Origin of the sequence: Cloacibacterium caeni, from assembly GCF_907163105.1 — a bacterium.
GTDB lineage: Bacteria > Bacteroidota > Bacteroidia > Flavobacteriales > Weeksellaceae > Cloacibacterium > Cloacibacterium caeni_A.
The window spans coordinates 2,345,965-2,365,117 of sequence record NZ_OU015321.1; the positions used below are offsets into that span (position 1 = coordinate 2,345,965).

The 19,153-nt window shown below is 33.4% G+C and carries 14 protein-coding genes; 6 read left to right on the forward strand and 8 right to left on the reverse strand.

Annotated elements, in window-relative coordinates; genetic code table 11:
- Window positions 1-4: 4 nt before the first annotated feature.
- From KKQ76_RS10945 to KKQ76_RS10970, 6 genes are all read right to left on the reverse strand, one after another.
- A complete protein-coding gene (locus KKQ76_RS10945) occupies window positions 5-508 on the reverse strand; it encodes a hypothetical protein (RefSeq protein WP_213197171.1) in 504 nt (167 codons plus the stop codon).
- 22 nt (window positions 509-530) lie between these two features.
- Window positions 531-1,082 (reverse strand): RNA polymerase sigma factor, encoded by a 552-nt coding sequence (locus KKQ76_RS10950; RefSeq protein ID WP_069799924.1) that lies wholly within the window; start codon window positions 1,080-1,082, stop codon window positions 531-533.
- Between the two features lie 136 nt (window positions 1,083-1,218).
- Window positions 1,219-1,860 carry a 50S ribosomal protein L25/general stress protein Ctc gene (locus KKQ76_RS10955; protein ID WP_213197172.1) on the reverse strand — a complete coding sequence of 214 codons (642 nt, stop codon included), beginning with the start codon at window positions 1,858-1,860 and terminating at the stop codon, window positions 1,219-1,221.
- A gap of 55 nt (window positions 1,861-1,915) precedes the next feature.
- A complete protein-coding gene (locus KKQ76_RS10960; RefSeq protein ID WP_213197173.1) occupies window positions 1,916-2,854 on the reverse strand; it encodes a ribose-phosphate pyrophosphokinase in 939 nt (312 codons plus the stop codon).
- Between the two features lie 86 nt (window positions 2,855-2,940).
- Window positions 2,941-4,419 (reverse strand): SGNH/GDSL hydrolase family protein, encoded by a 1,479-nt coding sequence (locus tag KKQ76_RS10965; protein ID WP_213197174.1) that lies wholly within the window; start codon window positions 4,417-4,419, stop codon window positions 2,941-2,943.
- A gap of 10 nt (window positions 4,420-4,429) precedes the next feature.
- Window positions 4,430-5,671, reverse strand: a complete 1,242-nt coding sequence (locus KKQ76_RS10970) for an OmpP1/FadL family transporter (RefSeq protein WP_213197175.1) — start codon at window positions 5,669-5,671, stop codon at window positions 4,430-4,432.
- A gap of 407 nt (window positions 5,672-6,078) precedes the next feature.
- On the opposite strand from KKQ76_RS10970, the gene KKQ76_RS10975 reads away from it, so the two are divergent.
- The 5 genes from KKQ76_RS10975 (at window position 6,079) to KKQ76_RS10995 (ending at window position 13,211) form a co-directional block, all read left to right on the forward strand.
- Window positions 6,079-7,338: a PSP1 domain-containing protein gene (locus KKQ76_RS10975; RefSeq protein ID WP_213197176.1), complete on the forward strand. Its 1,260-nt coding sequence runs from the start codon at window positions 6,079-6,081 to the stop codon at window positions 7,336-7,338.
- Complete coding sequence (locus KKQ76_RS10980) at window positions 7,331-7,798, forward strand: gliding motility lipoprotein GldH (protein ID WP_104792984.1); 468 nt, start codon at window positions 7,331-7,333, stop codon at window positions 7,796-7,798. The genes KKQ76_RS10975 and KKQ76_RS10980 overlap by 8 nt, the downstream gene beginning before the upstream one ends.
- A 7-nt stretch (window positions 7,799-7,805) precedes the next feature.
- Window positions 7,806-10,169, forward strand: a complete 2,364-nt coding sequence (locus tag KKQ76_RS10985; protein ID WP_213197177.1) for a penicillin-binding protein 1A — start codon at window positions 7,806-7,808, stop codon at window positions 10,167-10,169.
- A 65-nt stretch (window positions 10,170-10,234) separates the two neighbouring features.
- A complete protein-coding gene (locus KKQ76_RS10990; protein ID WP_213197178.1) occupies window positions 10,235-11,779 on the forward strand; it encodes a protein adenylyltransferase SelO in 1,545 nt (514 codons plus the stop codon).
- 166 nt (window positions 11,780-11,945) lie between these two features.
- Complete coding sequence (locus tag KKQ76_RS10995; protein ID WP_246501397.1) at window positions 11,946-13,211, forward strand: DUF6080 domain-containing protein; 1,266 nt, start codon at window positions 11,946-11,948, stop codon at window positions 13,209-13,211.
- Window positions 13,212-13,239: 28 nt separating this feature from the next.
- Here the strand turns inward: KKQ76_RS10995 and KKQ76_RS11000 are convergent, their stop codons facing one another.
- A complete protein-coding gene (locus tag KKQ76_RS11000; RefSeq protein WP_213197179.1) occupies window positions 13,240-14,610 on the reverse strand; it encodes a tetratricopeptide repeat protein in 1,371 nt (456 codons plus the stop codon).
- 85 nt (window positions 14,611-14,695) lie between these two features.
- The gene (glmM, locus tag KKQ76_RS11005) at window positions 14,696-16,096 is read right to left on the reverse strand and encodes a phosphoglucosamine mutase (RefSeq protein ID WP_213197180.1); all 1,401 of its coding nucleotides are present in this window, start codon (window positions 16,094-16,096) and stop codon (window positions 14,696-14,698) included.
- A gap of 216 nt (window positions 16,097-16,312) precedes the next feature.
- On the opposite strand from glmM, the gene KKQ76_RS11010 reads away from it, so the two are divergent.
- The gene (locus KKQ76_RS11010) at window positions 16,313-19,006 is read left to right on the forward strand and encodes a TonB-dependent receptor (RefSeq protein WP_213197181.1); all 2,694 of its coding nucleotides are present in this window, start codon (window positions 16,313-16,315) and stop codon (window positions 19,004-19,006) included.
- Window positions 19,007-19,153 lie beyond the last annotated feature (147 nt).

Consider the following 19,153-nt stretch of genomic DNA (forward strand, 5'->3'; position numbering starts at 1 on the left):
AGATTTAGTTATAAAGGTCTAAATAGATGTCGTGACTGGTGTTTTTTGATAATTCTGCCAATTCTTCTTGAGTCAAAGAATTAAGAAGTTGCTCATAATTTTCATCAGTGTTTTTAGAATTCACAATTTGTTCTGTAATTTCTGGGTTTTGGGTATGAGCAACTTCACTATTGTTTTCTTTAACAATATTTTGTGATGAATTTTGGGTGTTATTTTGTTCTGGTTTTGGCTGTGTAGTTTCTACTTTGGTTATGGATTGCACTGAATCTTGACTTGGTTTAGAAAATTCTGTTTGGTTGGTTTTCCATAAGAAAGTAAAGCCAAAAATTAATGCTAAAGCGGCAGCAATAGAAGTTACCATAGAAAAATTGATTTTAAAAATCTTCGGGTGATGTTCTTTCTTTCTTACTGTTTTATTAAGCACGTTTTCCTGCATTTCCTCGAAGGTGTTTTCGGGAATTTTGTAGGGTGTTTTTTTAGCTAATTGTTCTATATTAAAATCTTTCATTTTCTAAAATTTTTAAATTTTCTTATGATTCGTAGTTTTCTCTGATGTAGTTTTCTATTTTTTCTTTGGCGTAGTGGTAATTGGTTTTGCAAGTACTTACGCTCATTTCTAGAATATTACTTATTTCTTCGAAAGGCAATTCGTCATAATATCTAATATTGAAAACTAATTTTTGTTTCTCTGGCAATGTTTGAATGGCTTTCTGCAATAAAACTTGAATTTCTTCTGCATCATGTTCTGCATTTTGGGCGACTAAGTTTTGCATGTAATACTCTGCATCTTCGTCTGTTTTTTGCATTTTTTTTAATTTTGCCAACTGCTGAAGCGCTTCATTGGTAGCGATTCTGTAGAGCCAAGTGTACAATTTACTGTCTTGCTTGAATTGCCCAAAATTGTTATATGCCTTAATAAAAGTGTCTTGCAACACATCTTGCGCAAGGTCATGTTGTACAATTAACCTTCTAATATGCCAATAAAGCCGACTTTGATAGGTATCCATCATCGCACGAAGTCCTTTTTCCGAAGAATTGGGCTGCAACATCAAGCTGATGATTTCGTCGTCTTTACACTTCATAATTTAGTTTTCAATGGTTTGATTGTTCTTTTTAAGGAAAGTTAAATTTAAAAATAAAAAATTACAAAAGTTTATAAAATAAAAAAACCATCCCGATATTCGGAATGGTTTTATATGTAGAAAAAAGATTCTCTAATTATTCTGCTGCAGGAGCTTCTGCTTCTGGAGCTGCATCAGTTGCTACTTCTTCTTCATCTTCATCATCTTCTACCATTGCACCAGCATTTTTCATAGCATTTCTAGACATCTTCACAGCAGCTACTACTGCGTTATCTGGATGTAAGAAAGTGTATTGATCGTTTTTGATGTCTCCTACATATAATTTGTTACCAATTCTAAGTGGAGTAACATCTACTACGATTTCGTCTGGTAAGTTAGCAGGAATAGCTTTCAATCTTAATTTTCTGAAAGATTGTCTTAAAACACCACCCGCTAAAACACCTTTTGCACGACCGGTAATTCTTACAGGAACTTCCATAACTACTGGTTTATCAGCGCTTAATTGATAGAAGTCTGCGTGAAGAATTTTGTCTGTAATTGGGTGAAATTGGATGTCTTGTAAAACAGCATCAATTTTTTGACCATCTAGCTCAATTACTACCGTGTGTGCATCTGGAGTGTAAACCAAGTCTTTGAAAGATTTCTCAGTAGAAGAGAAATTGATTGGTTGCTCACCTCCATAAACAACACAAGGAACTAATTCAGCATCACGTAGAGCTTTGGTAGACTTTTTGCCCACGCTTTCTCTTTTTGTACCTTGAATTGTAATAGATTTCATTTAAAAAATATTTAAGTGTGTTAAATTTTTCAGGCTGCAAATATAGTGAAAAAAATTATATAATAAATTTATCACTAATTGATTTGTGCTCGTGTACCATTTTCATTACGTCTGCAAAAAGTGCTGCACAAGATAAAACCTTGATTTTAGAAGAAAGCTCTGATTTCACTGGAATCGTATCAGTTACAATAACTTCGCTAATCTGAGAGTTTTCTATATTTTCATAAGCTTTGCCAGAAAGAACAGGGTGAGTTGCCATAGCTCTTACTGATTTTGCTCCGTTTTTCATTAGAATTTCTGCTGCTTTGCAAAGTGTTCCGGCTGTGTCTATCATATCATCAATGAGGATAACGTTTCTGTCTTTTACATCACCAATCAAGAACATTTCTTCTACTACATTTGCTTTTTTTCTTTCTTTATAAGCAATTACTACTTCTGCACTTAGGTATCCTGCGTAATTTTTCGCTCTTTTTGCGCCACCCATGTCTGGTGAAGCAATCGTAAGATTGTCTAAGTTTAAAGACTTAATGTGGTCTACAAAGATGGTAGAAGCATAAAGATGGTCTACAGGAATTTCGAAGAAACCTTGAATTTGGTCTGCGTGTAAATCAATAGTCATGATTCTGGTTGCGCCGGCTGCAGTTAAAAGATTAGCAACTAATTTTGCTCCGATTGGCGCTCTAGGCTTATCTTTTCTGTCTTGTCTAGCCAATCCAAAATACGGAATCACTACGGTAATACTCTTTGCTGATGCTCTTTTTGCTGCATCAATCATTAAAAGAAGTTCTAGAAGATTGTCTGCTGGTGGAAAGGTAGAGCCTATAAGAAAAACTCTTCCTCCTCTAACAGATTGATCTAATACGGGTTCGAATTCCCCGTCACTAAACTGTTGGAAATTAATTTTCCCTAATTCTTGCCCATAGTGATTTGCAATTTTTTCTGCTAAATCTCGACTTGTTCTGGTGCAAAATAAATAGGTTGCTTGATCAGCCATTTTTACTTTTTTTGGTTTGGCAAATTTAAAAAAAATAAAACCACCTGAAAAATATCAGGTGGTTTTTATAAAATTATTTTTTATTATTATGGGAAAGTTACTCCAGAATAAGCATTAATGTCAACCCAAGGCAATGTAGAGCCATAAGTTTTATTTATTGCGTCAATAAAAGTGTTTGCAATAAGTGCATATCCTCTACCGTTAGGATGAACTCCATCTAAAGAGAATGCACCACCTGTTACAAAAGATGCTGTGTATTTTACACCGTTGTATTGAATGCCAGAAGTACTTCCTAGTTCTTTCATTTTAGAATTTGCATCTACTAATGCTAGTCCGTATGCAGTAGCTAAACTTGAAATTGAAGCGTTGTAAGCGTCTGTTGCAGCGATTACTTTAGCCGCTTCTTTTTCAGTTAAGACATATTTATCAGCTAGTGGAGTTGCAGTTCCTCCTTTAATTGTAGTGTCTCTTAACAATGTTAATGCTGGTAAAAGAATTATATCTTTAGCAGTAGTCTGTCTAAGAGAAGGCAGGTTATATGCAGATAAGTTTGTAAGGTCTTTATCTACGATAACAGCTCCATTTACTCCATTTTCAGAAAACTTGATAAGTCTAGCATTGTATTCCGCAGTAGTTATCGCTCCAAGGTTCTTAAGCGTAAGTAAGCCTCCATTGTAAGTTGCATAAGCTGCATTTAATTGTGACACTTGTGTAGCAGTTAGTCCAGCAATAGGAGTTGCAGGGACAGTTGTGAAATAGGGTATTGAAGTAACATACGGAATGTTTGCAATAGCACCTTTAGAATTAGCGTTTGCTGTTTTTAAGCTGGTAATTACTGTCTTAATAACATTTGCTACAACGTTAGGGTCAGAAATATCATTAGAGCCATAAGTTGATGGGTCTAAATTTCCTTTTTGATCTACTCCAGAACCTCCAGAAGTTGCATAAGAAAGAACGTCATTATTACCAATCCATAATGTATAGAAACTTGGTTTTTGAGCAGCGGCATCAGCTAAAACTGTTGTAGTAGCCGATGTAGCGAATCTTACAAAGTAAGGATTAGCTTTTCCAGCAGCTAAATTAGCAGCGCTACCATAACCTGGAGTTACTAAATGAAAAGATTTAGCACCTGGAACGCCCATATTGTTAAAGTATTTCCCTGTACCACCAATAACGTCAAGGTTAGCACCTGGAGCTGAAGGAGTTGGTGAAAGAGTTTGGCTTAACGTAAGTTTTCCATAAAACTCTGTATTTCCTGAAGCAGCATATAAATTAGTGAATCCACCTACGTTATTTGGCATTAACGGTTGAGTGAAGGTTTGTGTACCTCCAGCTAGTCCCATTTGTTTTGCGATCATTGACGGAAATGATTCGTTTTGTCCGTCTAGATATAAGGCACCATCTCTGAAACCAGATGTTAATGAATTTCCTACAGATACAAATTTTGAGAAATCTGCTTTACCAGTAGAAACAGTCATGTTATTTACGTCTCTTTCGAAATCTGTATTACAGCTTACTAATGATAAAGCTGAAATTGCGAAAGCTGATAATATTATTTTTTTCATAATTTTTTAATTAAAATGCATTGTAAGTGAAACCTAAACCTAGATACATTGCTTTAGCTTTAGCCTGTCCTCTGAAGCTTAAGTAATCGTTGTTTACTTTTCTTGCTTCTGGGAATGATAAAGCAGCTGCTAAATCTACTCCTAACTTTCCAAATTTATATCCAAGACCAGCTGTTACTACGCTAGCGTCAAAAGATGGAGTTTCTGGGATGAAATATTTGTCTTCATATGGAGATTCATCAAAATAGTATCCTAATCTACCTGCTAATTTATCCGTTAGCATATATTGTGTACCAATTCTAAATGTTTTAGCATTTTTGAAGTTTTTAGGAGATACTAAAACCGTTTTATCTGCTTGGTTTCCAACTTGAGCATTTTCAAAGTCTAGCGTTAATTTGCTGTATCTTTCCCAACCATGGTAATTGAAATCTGCAGATACTAACCATTTTGGTGTGATTTTATAAGTAAGACCAATTGTGTACTCATCTACAAGTGGTAATTCTGCTGTAAATGCATCTTGACCATCTGCTCCTACATTTAATTGAGGAGAGGTAAGCACAGCTGCAGGTACTCCAGTGAAAGTTGCTACTCCGTTATCAGCTTTCATAATAACTGGTGAACGATAAGCAATACTTAAATCTAAATTACTGCTTGGTTTAAGATAGAAACCTAATCCAAAACCAGAACCTGTTGCTTTTTCGTCATTTATATTAAATGTTCCTCCTAGGTTGGTAACTGCTTTGTCCCAATCTACCATACCTTTTGCATAGATGTAACTTACACCGATAGAAGCCCAATCATTAAATTTATAAGAAACCATAGGTTGGAAATAGAAGCTTTTCAATTCCATTTTTTGAACAACTTCTCTACCGGTCCAATCATCTGCCCATTTTACTGTACTTCCGAATGGTGTAGTAACACTTAAGCCTACAGAAACATTATTTGTAACTTTATATGCAATCGCTGCATAAAGAGGTGTTCCTACTGGGTTTTCTGTTTTGTAAGATTGTAAAGTTTCTAGACTTTGGTATTCTACTTCAGAAATTGCACCAAAACCACCCACTGCAACACTCAATTTGCTAGGAATAAAAGAGATACCTGCAGGGTTAAAAAAAGCTACACTCGCATCTTCTGTATGCGCGCTAGTGTGAGCCATTGCAAGCTGTTTTACACCTTGTAATGATACTCTAAAACCTCCTGCGTAAGAAAATACGCCAGCTAAAAGAGCTGTAGTTATTAAAATTCTTTTCATGTTAATTAATAATTATTGCGCCAAATATAGAATTTATTTATATATAAATGTTAAAATTATATTAAAAAAATTAAACAAAAATTAAATTTATTTTATTATTTATCATTTTTTTTTTGATTTAAAAAAAATAAACAATTGAATATCAAATACTTGTTAAGTCAATTAAAATAAATTATTAAACAATTGTTTAATTAAAATAATATTAAACAATAATTATGTATTGCATGTAAAGCTCGAAATATAAATTATGAATAATTTAATAATATTGCATAATATTCATTAATATTATATTAAAAAATGATTTTAATGTAAAAACATGATAATTTAGACTTCGTGATGATAGACTTATTGTTTTATGTCAAATTGTTTAAAAATTATACTAAATTTGCAAGAATTAAAATATTATTATGAGTTGTGGATGTAATTCATCCGGAGATTCTAAACATTCTTGTGCTACTAAAAGCGCTACAGGTTGCGAAAATGTCAATACCTGTGGGAATAGTTATAAATTAAGCGTCTTTGATTGGCTATCTACAATACAGGCACCTAAACAGAATAAGTGCAATTTTGTAGAAGTGAGATTTAAGAATGATAGAAAATGCTATTTCAATAATGTAAACCAGTTGCCGCTTCATATTGGTAGCGTAGTTACAGTAGAATCTAATCCGGGTCACGATATAGGTGTAGTAAGTTTAACAGGAGAACTTGTTAAAATTCAGATGAAAAAGAAACATTTTTCTGAAGATGCTGCCCTAAAAATTTATAGAGTCGCTACACAAAAAGATGTAGAGATTTGGCAAGATGCCAGAAAAAAAGAAGACCAAACAAAGATTCAGGCAAGAAAAATTGCTAAAAATCTAGGTTTAGAAATGAAAATCACCGATGTAGAATATCAAGGTGATGGTTCGAAAGCTACTTTTTATTATACCGCAGAAGGTAGAGTAGATTTCCGTCAACTGATTAAAGAATACGCTTCATCTTTCAAAACAAAGATCGATATGAAGCAAATAGGTTACAGACAAGAATCTGCCAAAGTAGGAGGAATAGGTTCTTGTGGTAGAGAATTATGCTGTTCTACTTGGCTTACAGACTTCCGTTCAGTAAATACCAATGCGGCAAGATATCAGCAGTTAAGTATCAATCCGCTAAAATTAGCAGGACAATGTGGTAAATTAAAATGCTGTCTCAATTTTGAATTAGACAGTTATGTAGATGCATTATCAGATTTTCCTTCTTCTAATACTATTCTAGAAACCGAAAAAGGAAGAGCTTTTTGCATTAAAATAGACGTTTTCAAAAAGAAAATGTGGTTTGCCTATGTAGATAATTCTATGGCTTGGTATGATTTAGACGTTGCTGAGGTTAAAAAATTGATGAAAATCAATAGCAAAGGGCAAAAATCTATCCCATTAGAAGAATTGAAAACCTTCACAGGAGCAGATAAAGTAGAAACAGTAGATTTAATTCAGGAGAATAATCTAGATAGGTTTGAGAAAAAGAAACCGAACAAGCATAGAAATAAAAATACAGGAAATAATAGAGCAGAGCAGGTAACCAAAGAGACAGAAGCTCAAAAGGATAATAATAAACCTGAAAAAACCAACGCTCCTAAAAAGTTTAATAAAAACAAAAAAAGATTTACTCCAAAAAGAAATAATAATGATTAAATATTTTCAGATATTTTTCGTTTCTATAATGCTTATTTCATGTTCCTATAATAATGAAGTGGTTTCTATGAATGAAGTAAACGGAACTTGGGATAAGAAAAAGGAACTGTTGTTCACTATGAATATAGAAGACACCAGCACTCCTAAAAACATTATATTTGTTGTAAGAAATAATAACGATTATCCTTATAGTAATCTGTTTTTAATTACTTACCTCAAAGCTGAAAATGAGAAAAATTTTAAAATAGATACGCTTAACTACATCATGGCAAAACCGAATGGAGAATGGTTAGGAAAAGGTTTTGGCGAGACTAAAGAAATATTATTTCAATATAAAAACCAATATAAATTCCCGAAAAAAGGAAAATACATTATTGGTGTAAAACAAGGAATGAGAACCAATAGTCTAGTAGGAATTGAAGATTTGGGCGTAAAATTAGAAAATTCAACACAACCATAATCATTATATGGAAAACACTGTAAAACAAGGCAGCACACTTAATTTTCCGTTGCCACCCAAAAAGCAAAAAAACTTCGGTTATAAAAAATGGGTCAAATTCATTTGGCTTGGCTTAGGAGGAATAATTCTAGGAACAGCATTTTTGTTTTTTGCTGTATCTCAAGGAATTGTGGGAGATATGCCAGATGTAAATGAACTAGAAAATCCAGATATTTACGTAGCTTCAGAAATCATTTCATCTGATGGCGTTACCTTAGGAAAATTCGAGAAAGAAAAAACCATTCCGGTTACCTATAAAGATTTGCCGCCGCATTTAGTATATGCATTAATGGCAAAAGAAGATGAACGTTTCCGTGAGCACTCAGGAATTGATTTGCAAGCTTTTGCAAGAGCGGTAGCTTATGGTGGGAAAAGAGGTGGTGGTTCTACTATTTCTCAGCAGTTGGCAAAATTATTGTTTACTAAAGGTGCTTCTCAAAATAAATTTCAAAGAGCTTTCCAAAAATTGAAAGAATGGTCTGTTGCAGTAAGTTTGGAGAAAAGATATACCAAAGAAGAAATCATCACGCTCTATTTTAATAAGTTTGATTTCTTGCACAATGCAAACGGAATAGAACTCGCTTCTAGAATATATTTCAATAAACCTACCAAAGAACTTACGCTTTCAGAAGCAGCCACTTTTGTAGCAATGCTCGAAAATCCAGTAAGAAATAACCCGATAAAATATCCTGAAAAGGCAAAAGCAAGAAGAAATGTGGTTCTAGAGCAAATGCTTAAAACCAACTATATAGACCAAGCTACTTATGACAAAGTAGTAGCGGAACCCATCGTAGTAGATTTCCATCCTGTAGAATCTGTAGACGAAGGATATTCTGCTTATTACAAGCATTATTTGAGAAAAGAAATCAATAATTACCTAGAAGAATACGAAAAAGAAACCGGTAAAGATGTAAATATTTACAGAGACGGTCTTAAAATCTTTGTAACCTTAGATTCTAAAATGCAGAAATATGCAGAAGAAGCCATTAAGGAACACATGACCAGTCTTCAGAAAAGTTTTGATTCAGAACAACGCAGAAATCCTAATAGACCTTTCTATTTCTTGAAGAAAAAGCAAATAGATGATATTATGCTCGCTGCTATGAAAAGAACTGGCAGATATAAACAATTGGCTGCAGAAGGAGTTTCAGAAGATTCTATTTTGATGGATTTCAAAACACCTACCAAAACCACCATCTTTACTTGGGAAGGAGAAAAAGAAACCGAAATGTCTCCGTATGATTCTATCAGATACCACAAGCAAATTGCACAAGCTGGATTAATGTCTATGGAACCTGCAACTGGTGATATCAAAGCTTGGGTAGGAGGAATCGATTGGAAGCATTTTCAATATGACCACGTAAAACAAGGAAAAAGACAAGTAGGTTCTACATTTAAACCTTTTGTTTATGCTACTGCGATTATGAATTTAGGAATGACTCCTTGTTCTACCGTTTCTAATGCTACTTATACTAAAGGAGATTGGGAAGTACAAGGTAATGGTGGTAATCTTACTTTGAGAGACGCTTTAGCACATTCTAAAAACCCTGTTGCGGTAAGATTAATAGAATCTGTAAGTCCTAAAAAAGTAATCCAATTGGCTAGAGATTTAGGAGTAACAGAAGAAATGCCAAATGAATATGCAATCGCACTTGGTTCTACAGATATTACCATTTACGAAATGTTGGGAGCTTACAGTTCTTTTGCAAATTTTGGAAATTACATAAAACCAGAAATGGTTTGGCGTATAGAAGATGCTAATGGTAGAGTAATTAAAGAAGTGAAAAACGAAACCAAAGAAGTCATGAACGAAATGTACGCTTATACCATGATAGATTTAATGAAAGGCGTTACAAGATTCGGTACAGCTTCTGGTGAACTAAGAAGAATGGGAATCCTAGAAACTGTAGAAATTGCTGGTAAAACTGGTACTACTCAGAATAACTCAGATGGTTGGTTCATGGGAATTACACCTAATCTAGCAACTGGAGTTTGGGTAGGTTGGGAAGACAGAGCAACCCACTTCTTTAGTACAGGAGAAGGTCAAGGTGCAAAAATGGCATTGCCAATTTGGGGAATTTTCATGAAGAAAGTTTGGGCAGATAAAGAACTCGGAATTACACCAGATGATAAATTTGCTAAACCTTCTAATTGGACAGGAGATTGTGCAGATTTACAAGGACTTGGAGGTTATGGAGACGATGGAGGATTACAAACCATAGACCAAATCAAAAATCCTAAACCAAAAGACAATCAGCCTAAAAACAACAAACCTAAAGAAGAAAATCTCAACGAAAATCTGAACAAAGACGAAGTAGATTTCAATCAATAAAAATGATAAACCGTTTCAATCTTATTTGAAGCGGTTTTTTCTTGAAAATCATTTAGTTTTGCAAAATGAATTTAGATAAAATTACACAGAGATATTTAGATCTTTTTCCAGGAGATTTTTCAGGAAATCCTATACAAAGACAAACGCCCAATTTCTTTTTTGCACTTACCGACATTTATGGATTCAAAAAAGCACAGTTATTGCACTTTAACGAAAATTTATCCGAAGAAATTGGCTTGGGAAAAATTGAAAAACAAGAGGATACAGATTTTTTAAACGCTACCAAACTTCCAGAAAATGTAAAAACATTTTCTACGGCTTATGCAGGTCATCAGTTCGGACAATGGGCGGGTCAATTAGGCGATGGAAGAGCCATTTATGCAGGAGAAATTCAAAATTCTGAAGAAAAATCAACAGAAATTCAGTGGAAAGGAGCTGGAGCGACTCCATACTCTCGTCATGCTGATGGAAGAGCTGTTTTGCGTTCATCTATCAGAGAATATCTCATGAGTGAAGCCATGTTTCACTTGGGAATTCCTACTACAAGAGCGCTTTCTCTTTCGCTTTCTGGCGAAAAAGTGGCACGAGATATCATGTACAACGGAAATGTAGATTTTGAGCAAGGAGCGGTGATTATTAGAACTTCGGAAACGTTTCTTCGTTTTGGGCATTTTGAATTATTAGCTGCGAGAAATGAACTCGATACTTTACAAAAACTCGCAGATTTTACCATCGAAAATTACTTTACTGAAATTGATAAAAATTCTACGGAGAAATATCTGGAATTTTTCAAAATAGTGGGCGAAAAAACCGCCGATATGATTGTAGAGTGGATTAGAGTAGGATTTACTCATGGCGTAATGAATACCGATAACATGAGTATTATTGGAAATACGATAGATTACGGCCCATTCTCATTTTTAGATGAATATAATCTGAATTTCACTTCCAATACAACCGATTTACCTGGAAGAAGATACGCTTTTGGTAAACAAGCGCACATTGCTCATTGGAATTTAATTCAATTAGCGAACGCACTTTTCCCATTAATTAAAGATGAAGCTGCGCTAGAAAAAATCTTGATTGATTACAGTGAAATGTTTTGGAAAAAGCATGATGAAATGATGGCGAAGAAATTTGGGTTTGAAAAACTAGAAAGATATGACGCCGATTTTTTCACTTCTTGGCAAAAATTAATGGAAGAAATTTCTACAGATTACACTTTGTTTTTCAGTCAGTTAGAAAGCCTTGAAGAAGGTTCAGATATCGTTGAGCATTTCAGAAATTCTTTTTATCAGAACTTGAATAAAGAGCAAGAAGCTTTGGTTATAGAATTTGTAGAAAATTACAGACAAAGACTTTCTTACAATCAAATTTCCAAAGAAGAAAGCCGAAAAATCATGCAAAAAGCCAATCCGAAATTTGTCTTGAGAAACTATTTGCTGTACGATTGCATTGCCGAAATGGAAGAAGGCAAAACAGAACTTTTTGACAAACTTTGGAACGCTTTACAAAATCCTTACGAAGAAATCTATCCAGAATTTTCAGTAAAAAGACCAGAAAAATATGAAGGAGTAGTAGGTTGCAGCTCACTTTCTTGTTCTTCATAAGAATCTAACCACAAAAGAGACAAAAGAATGGTTTGAAAACAAGAATTTCAAAAGTAAAAAAAAAAGAATTTTTTTACTTTTTTTACTATTGAATAACTTAAAAACGTCTTTTATCTTTTGTCTCTTTTGTGGTTAAAATAAATTATTTTTGCAAAAAATTTTATCCTTGAAAAAATTCAAAGACACTTTAAAACTGATTTTCCCAAGCAATGGGATTGAATGGGTTTTGTTCATCATTTTTCTAACTTCTTACGGAATTTTAGGAAGCTATATCGCCCTGAATTACAGAATCATATTTGATGATAGAATTCCTTGGGACGCTTATTTTAGTTTTGATAATCGCTCGATTGTAATGACAGGTGGTGGTTTTGAGAGACATCCGCTTTCTAACTATTTCTTTGATTTTATCAGAGAATTTGCACTTTGGATTTCGGATGGTAAAAAGAACGAAATTTTCCGTTTGGTTTTGGCTTGGTGCAGTAATTTTGCAGTGAGTTTGGCTTTGGTGCAGCTGTTTAAATATTTAAGAAATATTGTAAGAATTCCATTGAAAATCAATGTATTAATTACCTTTTTCTTTGCTTTTTTTACGACTCCAATTTTGCTTTCGTTCACGCCAGAAACTTATACTTATACTTTGCTGTTTTTGGTGGCTTTTAACTATTACGCAGCGGCAAAACTCAAAAAAGAGAAGAAAATTTCTCTATTTCCGCTCACTTTTGCTTCGGTTTTAGTAGGTGGTTTAACCATTACGAATATTGTAAAAGTCTACATTCCTATCCTTTTTGAGAAAGGTTTATTCAAGAATTTTAAAAACTTTTTCAATGCCACGATTAGAGTTCTGATTTCAGCAGCGGTTTTCGTGTTGTTATTTTTATACCGATTAGATTGGGATTACATGAGGATTTTCACTAAAACAGGTGAACAATACGAAAAATTCTCAAAACCGAAAGTTACGCCACTTTGGGATATGATTTCGTCTTGGTTTTTCGGGGGAAATATGATTTTTTCTAATTTCGTGGTGAGAGATTATCACAATAAAAAAGGCTTCCATTACAATGCCCTATTTATGGATGTTTTCACATCTGTAGCTCCGTATATTTTTGTTGGCGCAGTTTTGGTTCTTGTTTTTTGGAGTTATTTTAAGAATTTCAAAAACAAATTCGTTCAGATTCTAATGCTTTCGTTTTTTGTGGATATTCTCATCCATTGTGTTTTGAAATTTGGTTTGCACACTTCTTACATTTACGGCGGACATTTTATTTTTGTGGTTCCTATGATGCTCGGTTGGTTGTTTTTCGGGTATAAAAATTCTCCAAAAATGCTTTCTTTTCTGACGGTTATTGTAGGAATTTTATTCGTTTTTTTAATTGCGAATAATGTGTATAGAATGGAAGAGTTCTTTTGGTTTTTAGAACAGAATTATAAATAAAAAAATCCCAAGAATTTCTCAGGATTTGCTATTTATTTTTACTCTTTTCTTTAGAAATCTGCTCCTTAATAAAAGGATATTTTTCTTGCATGTCGCTAGAAAGACTTTCATCTAATTCTAGGGCTTTTTGCAATGCTTTTTGGCCGTTTTCCTCATCATTTAAGTGAAGATAAGAATTGCTGAGCTGATAATACAATTCTGCTCTCTGGTGAATTTTGGTAGCTTGTTCTAAAACAGTAATTGCGTCTTCATATTCACCGATAAGCATGATTACTTCGCTGTATGCATACCAATTGTAAAATCTTTTTGGCTCTACATCTACTAATTTTTTAAGACAAGAAAGTGACTCTTCGAATCTACCAGAATCTATGTAAAGAAAAGCCAATTTCTTCTGGAATTCTAAGTTGTTTTCATTCAGCGCAACTGCTTCTTTAGCAAAATGTAAGGCTTCTTTCATACTTCCCATTTCCAAATAAAGATCGCTCTGTTCCATCATCGAAAGATAAAACTGTGGGTCTTCTCTTAAAGATTTCTGAAAAGCACGAAGCGCTTCCATATTTTTTTTGGCTGCTTTGTAGCACAATCCAATTTTGTAAAAAGTAAAAGCTTTGGTGTATTCTAATTCCAGCTGTTCTTCGTAAACCTCAATCGCTTTTTCCCATTGTTCCATCGCTTCATAACACGCTGCTTTATTGGCATAAACTCCAGCTGCATCAGAATTAATCGCTAGTAAATAATCGAAAGACTGAATTGCTTTTTCGTAGTTTTTTCGGTTGAAATAGAATTGTCCCATTTCAAACCAAGCGGTTTCCGAAAAAGGAAACTGATTGATATAATTTTGCAAAAATTCTTCTGCTTCTGCATGACGAGTCATTTCGCCATAACACATCATCGCACTTTCTAGCGCATATTCATCTTGAGGATCGTGTTTTAATGCTAATTTGTAGTTTTTCAATGCATTAAAAGGGTCTTGGAGATTGTAATATTCATCTGCAATGAAATTATGCAAGAAGCTTTCTTCCTCTTCAAGTTCTAATGCTTTTTCGCAAAATTCTATTGATTTTCTGGGATTTCCGTTGTTAGAATAATATTTGGCACAACAAACCAAAAAGTCGGTGCTTTCTGAACATGAAGGTTTCAACTCTTCAATTAATTGACGAGCTTGAACGTATTTTTCGAGTTCTAAAAAGACCTCTAATTGCTTAACTTTTAGTTCGATAGAATTAGGGTGAAGGTTTAAACCATAATTCACAGCCATTTCTGCAAAATTAATGTCTCCCATTTCTAAATAAAAAATAACAATGTCTTCTACTTCTTCTGTGTCAAAGTAGAACTGTTCGTTATTTTCTATCATGTCTTCGAACTTTTTAGCAAGCTCATTTTCAAAAAATTCTTCCAAATTATTTTATAGATATTAGATTTTAGATATTAAAGGTTAGATTTTAAAATACATTTTCTAGATTCTAACCTCTGATTTCTAATCTCTATATTAAACTTTTAATTTTTGCTATCATTTTGTCTGCCAGTTCATCTGCTTCTTGCTGAGAAAAGGCTTCTGTATAAATTCTAATAATAGGTTCTGTGTTTGATTTTCTGAGGTGAACCCAATTTTCTGGAAAATCAATTTTCACACCGTCAATCGTAGAAATTTCTTCCACATTGAGCGAAGTCGAAATGTTATATTCTTCCTGCATTTTTACCAATAATGCATCTACATCTATTTCTGGAGTAAGCTCTATCTTCTTTTTACCCATGTAATAAGCTGGATATGTAGCTCTTAACTCAGAAACAGTTTTGTTTTCTTTTGCCAAATGCGTCAAAAATAATGCTACACCAACCAAAGAATCTCTTCCATAATGCAAATCTGGATAAATAATTCCGCCATTTCCTTCTCCACCAATAACTGCGTTTTTCTCCTTCATTAAAGTCACCACATTTACTTCTCCTACAGCACTTGCAAAATATTCTGAATCTAGATTTCTAGCAACATCTCTCAAAGCTCGGCTTGAAGAAAGGTTAGAAATCGCAACTCCTTTCTTATGTCTCAGCAAATAGTCTGCCACAGCTACCAAAGTGTATTCTTCGCCGAACATTTCGCCATTTTCGTCAATAAGTGCCAATCTGTCTACATCTGGATCCACTACAATTCCTACATCTGCACCTTCTTTTTTAATTAAATCGCAAATGTCTGTTAAATGCTCTTTCAAAGGTTCTGGGTTGTGCGGAAATTGTCCGTTTGGTTCGCAATACAATTTCACTACTTCGCAACCTAATTTTTCTAAAAGTGGCGGAAGCGAAATTCCACCGGTAGAATTTACCGCATCAAGAACCACTTTGAATTTTTTAGCTTTTACGGCTTCTACATCTACCATTGGTAAATCTAGAATTTTCTGAATATGAATGTCAAAAGCGTCTGTTCTAGTTTCGTATTTTCCTAAATCGTCAACTTCGGCAAAGTTGAAATCTTCTTTTTCGGCGATTTCTAGCATTTCTGCACCATCTTTTCCACTGATAAATTCTCCTTTTTCGTTGAGCAATTTCAATGCGTTCCATTGTTTCGGATTGTGAGAAGCGGTTAAGATAATTCCGCCATCAGCTTTTAACTCTGGAACCATCACTTCCACAGTTGGGGTGGTAGAAAGTCCTAAATCTACTACATGAATTCCTAAACCTTGTAAAGTAGCGGTAACCAATGAATTAACCATTGCGCCAGAAATTCTGGCATCACGACCAATCACTAAGTTTAAATCTTTTTTATTTTTATTTTTTTGAAGCCAAGTTCCGAAAGCTGCAGTAAATTTTACTACATCTACAGGTGTAAGATTATCATCTACTTTACCACCGATGGTTCCACGGATTCCTGAGATACTTTTGATTAAAGACATATGATGTTGAGATAAATTTTTATTTTAAAATTAAATTTCTGCAAAATTACTGAATTTAGCAACAGGAATACGTTTCTTGTGGAAAAATAAACCATTTTCGATATACTTAAATATCAACAAGTGTTGATTTTAACCTTTTTAGTAAATGATTATCTAAAAATTTTGTAACACAATATCCTTTTCTTTTACTAATACTTTAGTGATAAACTTTTAAACATGAAAAAAATACTTTCATTTACCTTTATTTTATTATTTTCAATTGTAATTTTTGCTCAGAAAACCATTTCTGGAACTGTAAAAAATGATGATGGAAAACCGCTTGCAAGCGCAAGTGTAACCATAGAAGAAATAGGCAAAAATGCCATTTTAGAATATGCAATTACCGATGCCAAAGGAAATTATAAAGTGACTTTTACCAGTAATGACGAAAAAATTCTTGTAAAAGTAAAAGCTTTTAACCACCAAACCATTACTGAAAATTATAATAACGCAACTCAGACTTTGAATTTTGTGCTTCAAGAAAAAGCCACAGAAATTAAAGAAGTAAAACTGAAAACTAAACTCATTACCAAACGTGGTGACACCATTTCTTATGATTTAAAATCTTTCGAAAGTAAGGCAGATAGAAGTTTAGCAGATGTTTTGAAAAAAATTCCTGGGATTGAAGTAAATAAAGATGGTTCTATTCTCTATCAAGGTGAACCGATTAACAAATTCTACGTAAACGGAAAAGATTTAATGGAAGGAAGTTACGGCTTAATCAATAATTCTCTCCCAAAAGATGCTGTGCAAAAAGTAGAAGTGCTTGAAAATCACCAACCTGTAAAAATTCTTCAAGATAAACTTTCTTCGGAGAATGCGGCGATTAATGTGCAGCTCAAAAAATCTATTACCATGACAGGAAGAGGAGAAACTTCTCTTGGTGTGGCGCCATCTCTTTGGAATGTAAAACTTTCTCCGATGCTTTTTACTCAAAAATACCAATGGGTTTTGAATTACAAAACCAATAATATGGGAGAAGAAGTAGAAAAAGAGAATAATATTCTGGCTTTTGGGAATAGATTTGAAGGAATGAGAAGAAATTTTTCGGAAAATTCTTGGCTTTCTGTAGAAAACGCGGCTACTCCTCAAAACGTTCCTGTAAAAAGATATTTATTGAACAATGTACATTATTTATCTGCCAATGTTTTGACCAATCTCTCGAAGCAATGGGAATTTAAAGCTAACGCCAGTTATAGCAATAACGCCATAGAAAGAGAAAGCATGGTAAAAACCTTCAATGCGAATAATGATTTGACAAATACTTCATTAGTGTCTAATAATTTCTATACCAACCAAGCAAAAGGTGAAATTATTTTCTCTAAAAACGCCAATAAAAGTTTCTTTAAAAATACCACTACGTATAACGGACTTTGGAATGGAGATTTGGCGAATACCAGAAACAATAATATTGCTTCTAACCAAAGAACAAAAACGCCATCTAATAGTTTCCAAAACTCATTAAGTGCTATTATTCCTTGGAAAGAAAGATTAGTAAATGCCATGTCATTCATCAGTTATAGAGATGACAAGCAAGATTTATTCATCAATCCAGCAAATTATGTGGTGAATTTACAAAATGTAGATGGTGGAAATAATAGCGAATTGGTACATCAATTCCTTAATCTGAAAACTTTCGAAGCGGTACATTCTGCATCTATTGGTTTGTCTAAAAAGAATTGGACTTTTACGCCAGAAGTTGGTCTTAATTATACCAATAACAAACTACTTACAGATGTAAATGGCGTTACAGGAAACTCTATTCAGGATTATCAATTTAGTGGAACTGCATTAGAAAATGACATTAACTTTAAAAATCTAAAACCTTATGCACAAATGATGGTGAATTACAAGAGAGAAGGTTTAGATGTGAATTTAAGTTTCCCTGTTAATTTTAATAATATTTCTGCAACTGGAACCAATAATTTAGACAAAACTCTAAATAAAGTGACTTATGAACCAAGATTGTTCATGAGATATGATTTAACTTCATTCTGGAAAATTTCAACTTTCGCGGGAATTACCAATTCTTTTGGAAGCATCAATGATGTTTATAATGGTTTTATTCTTTTGTCTGCTAAAAATTTATCTTCTAGAAATACTGATATTCAGCAAACAAGGTCTAATTTCGTTGGGTCAAGATTAGAATACAGAAATCCATTGAATAACATTTTCTTTAATGTAAGTTATAATTTTAATGATAGAACCAATAACGTAACTTTCCTTAATGAATTAGATGAAGCAAGTCAGCAGTTTATCATCAAAGGATATAATTTAGAGAACAACAGCAAAACCAATTCTGCTAGAACAGAGCTCGGAAAATATTTCCCTAAATTTAAAACCAACGCTTCTGTAGGATATAATTACTCATTAAGTAATTATCAGCAATTACCGGCCAACTCTACACCTACAGAATCTAGTTTTATAGATGTAGAAGGCGTAAATCAAGGAGTAAGTGTTAAATTTAATAACAATTATTTCTCTTGGTTAAGTGTAGATTATAATGCTAATTGGAATTTTAACAACACAAAATCTCCAGACGATGCAAGGTTTAATAACAAAACCAATTTATTTAATCACGCACTTTCTGCTTATGTATATCCTATCAAAAATCACACATTAGGATTCACTTGGGATGAATTGCATTCTAGCAACAGAGAAAGAACGGCTAAAAATGCTTTCTTTGACCTTTCTTACCAATATTCTATGTCCGAAGAAAAAATAGATTTAGAACTGAAAGTGCTGAATATTACCAATAATAATGTATTCGAAAATGTAAATTTTAACTCTACTTTTAATCAGACTTCTTACACCACGGTAAACATTAGACCGAGACAAGTGGTACTCACGCTGAAGTTTAACTTCAAATAAATTTTTCAAAATAACGAACGCAGTAAATTTTTTTACTGCGTTTTTTATGATTTTTAGCGAAAAACCTTCTATGGTTTTATAAATTTTTTATCTTTGTTAAAGACAATCATTTTTTTAACTTAAAAACAATCATTCTTTTTAACACAC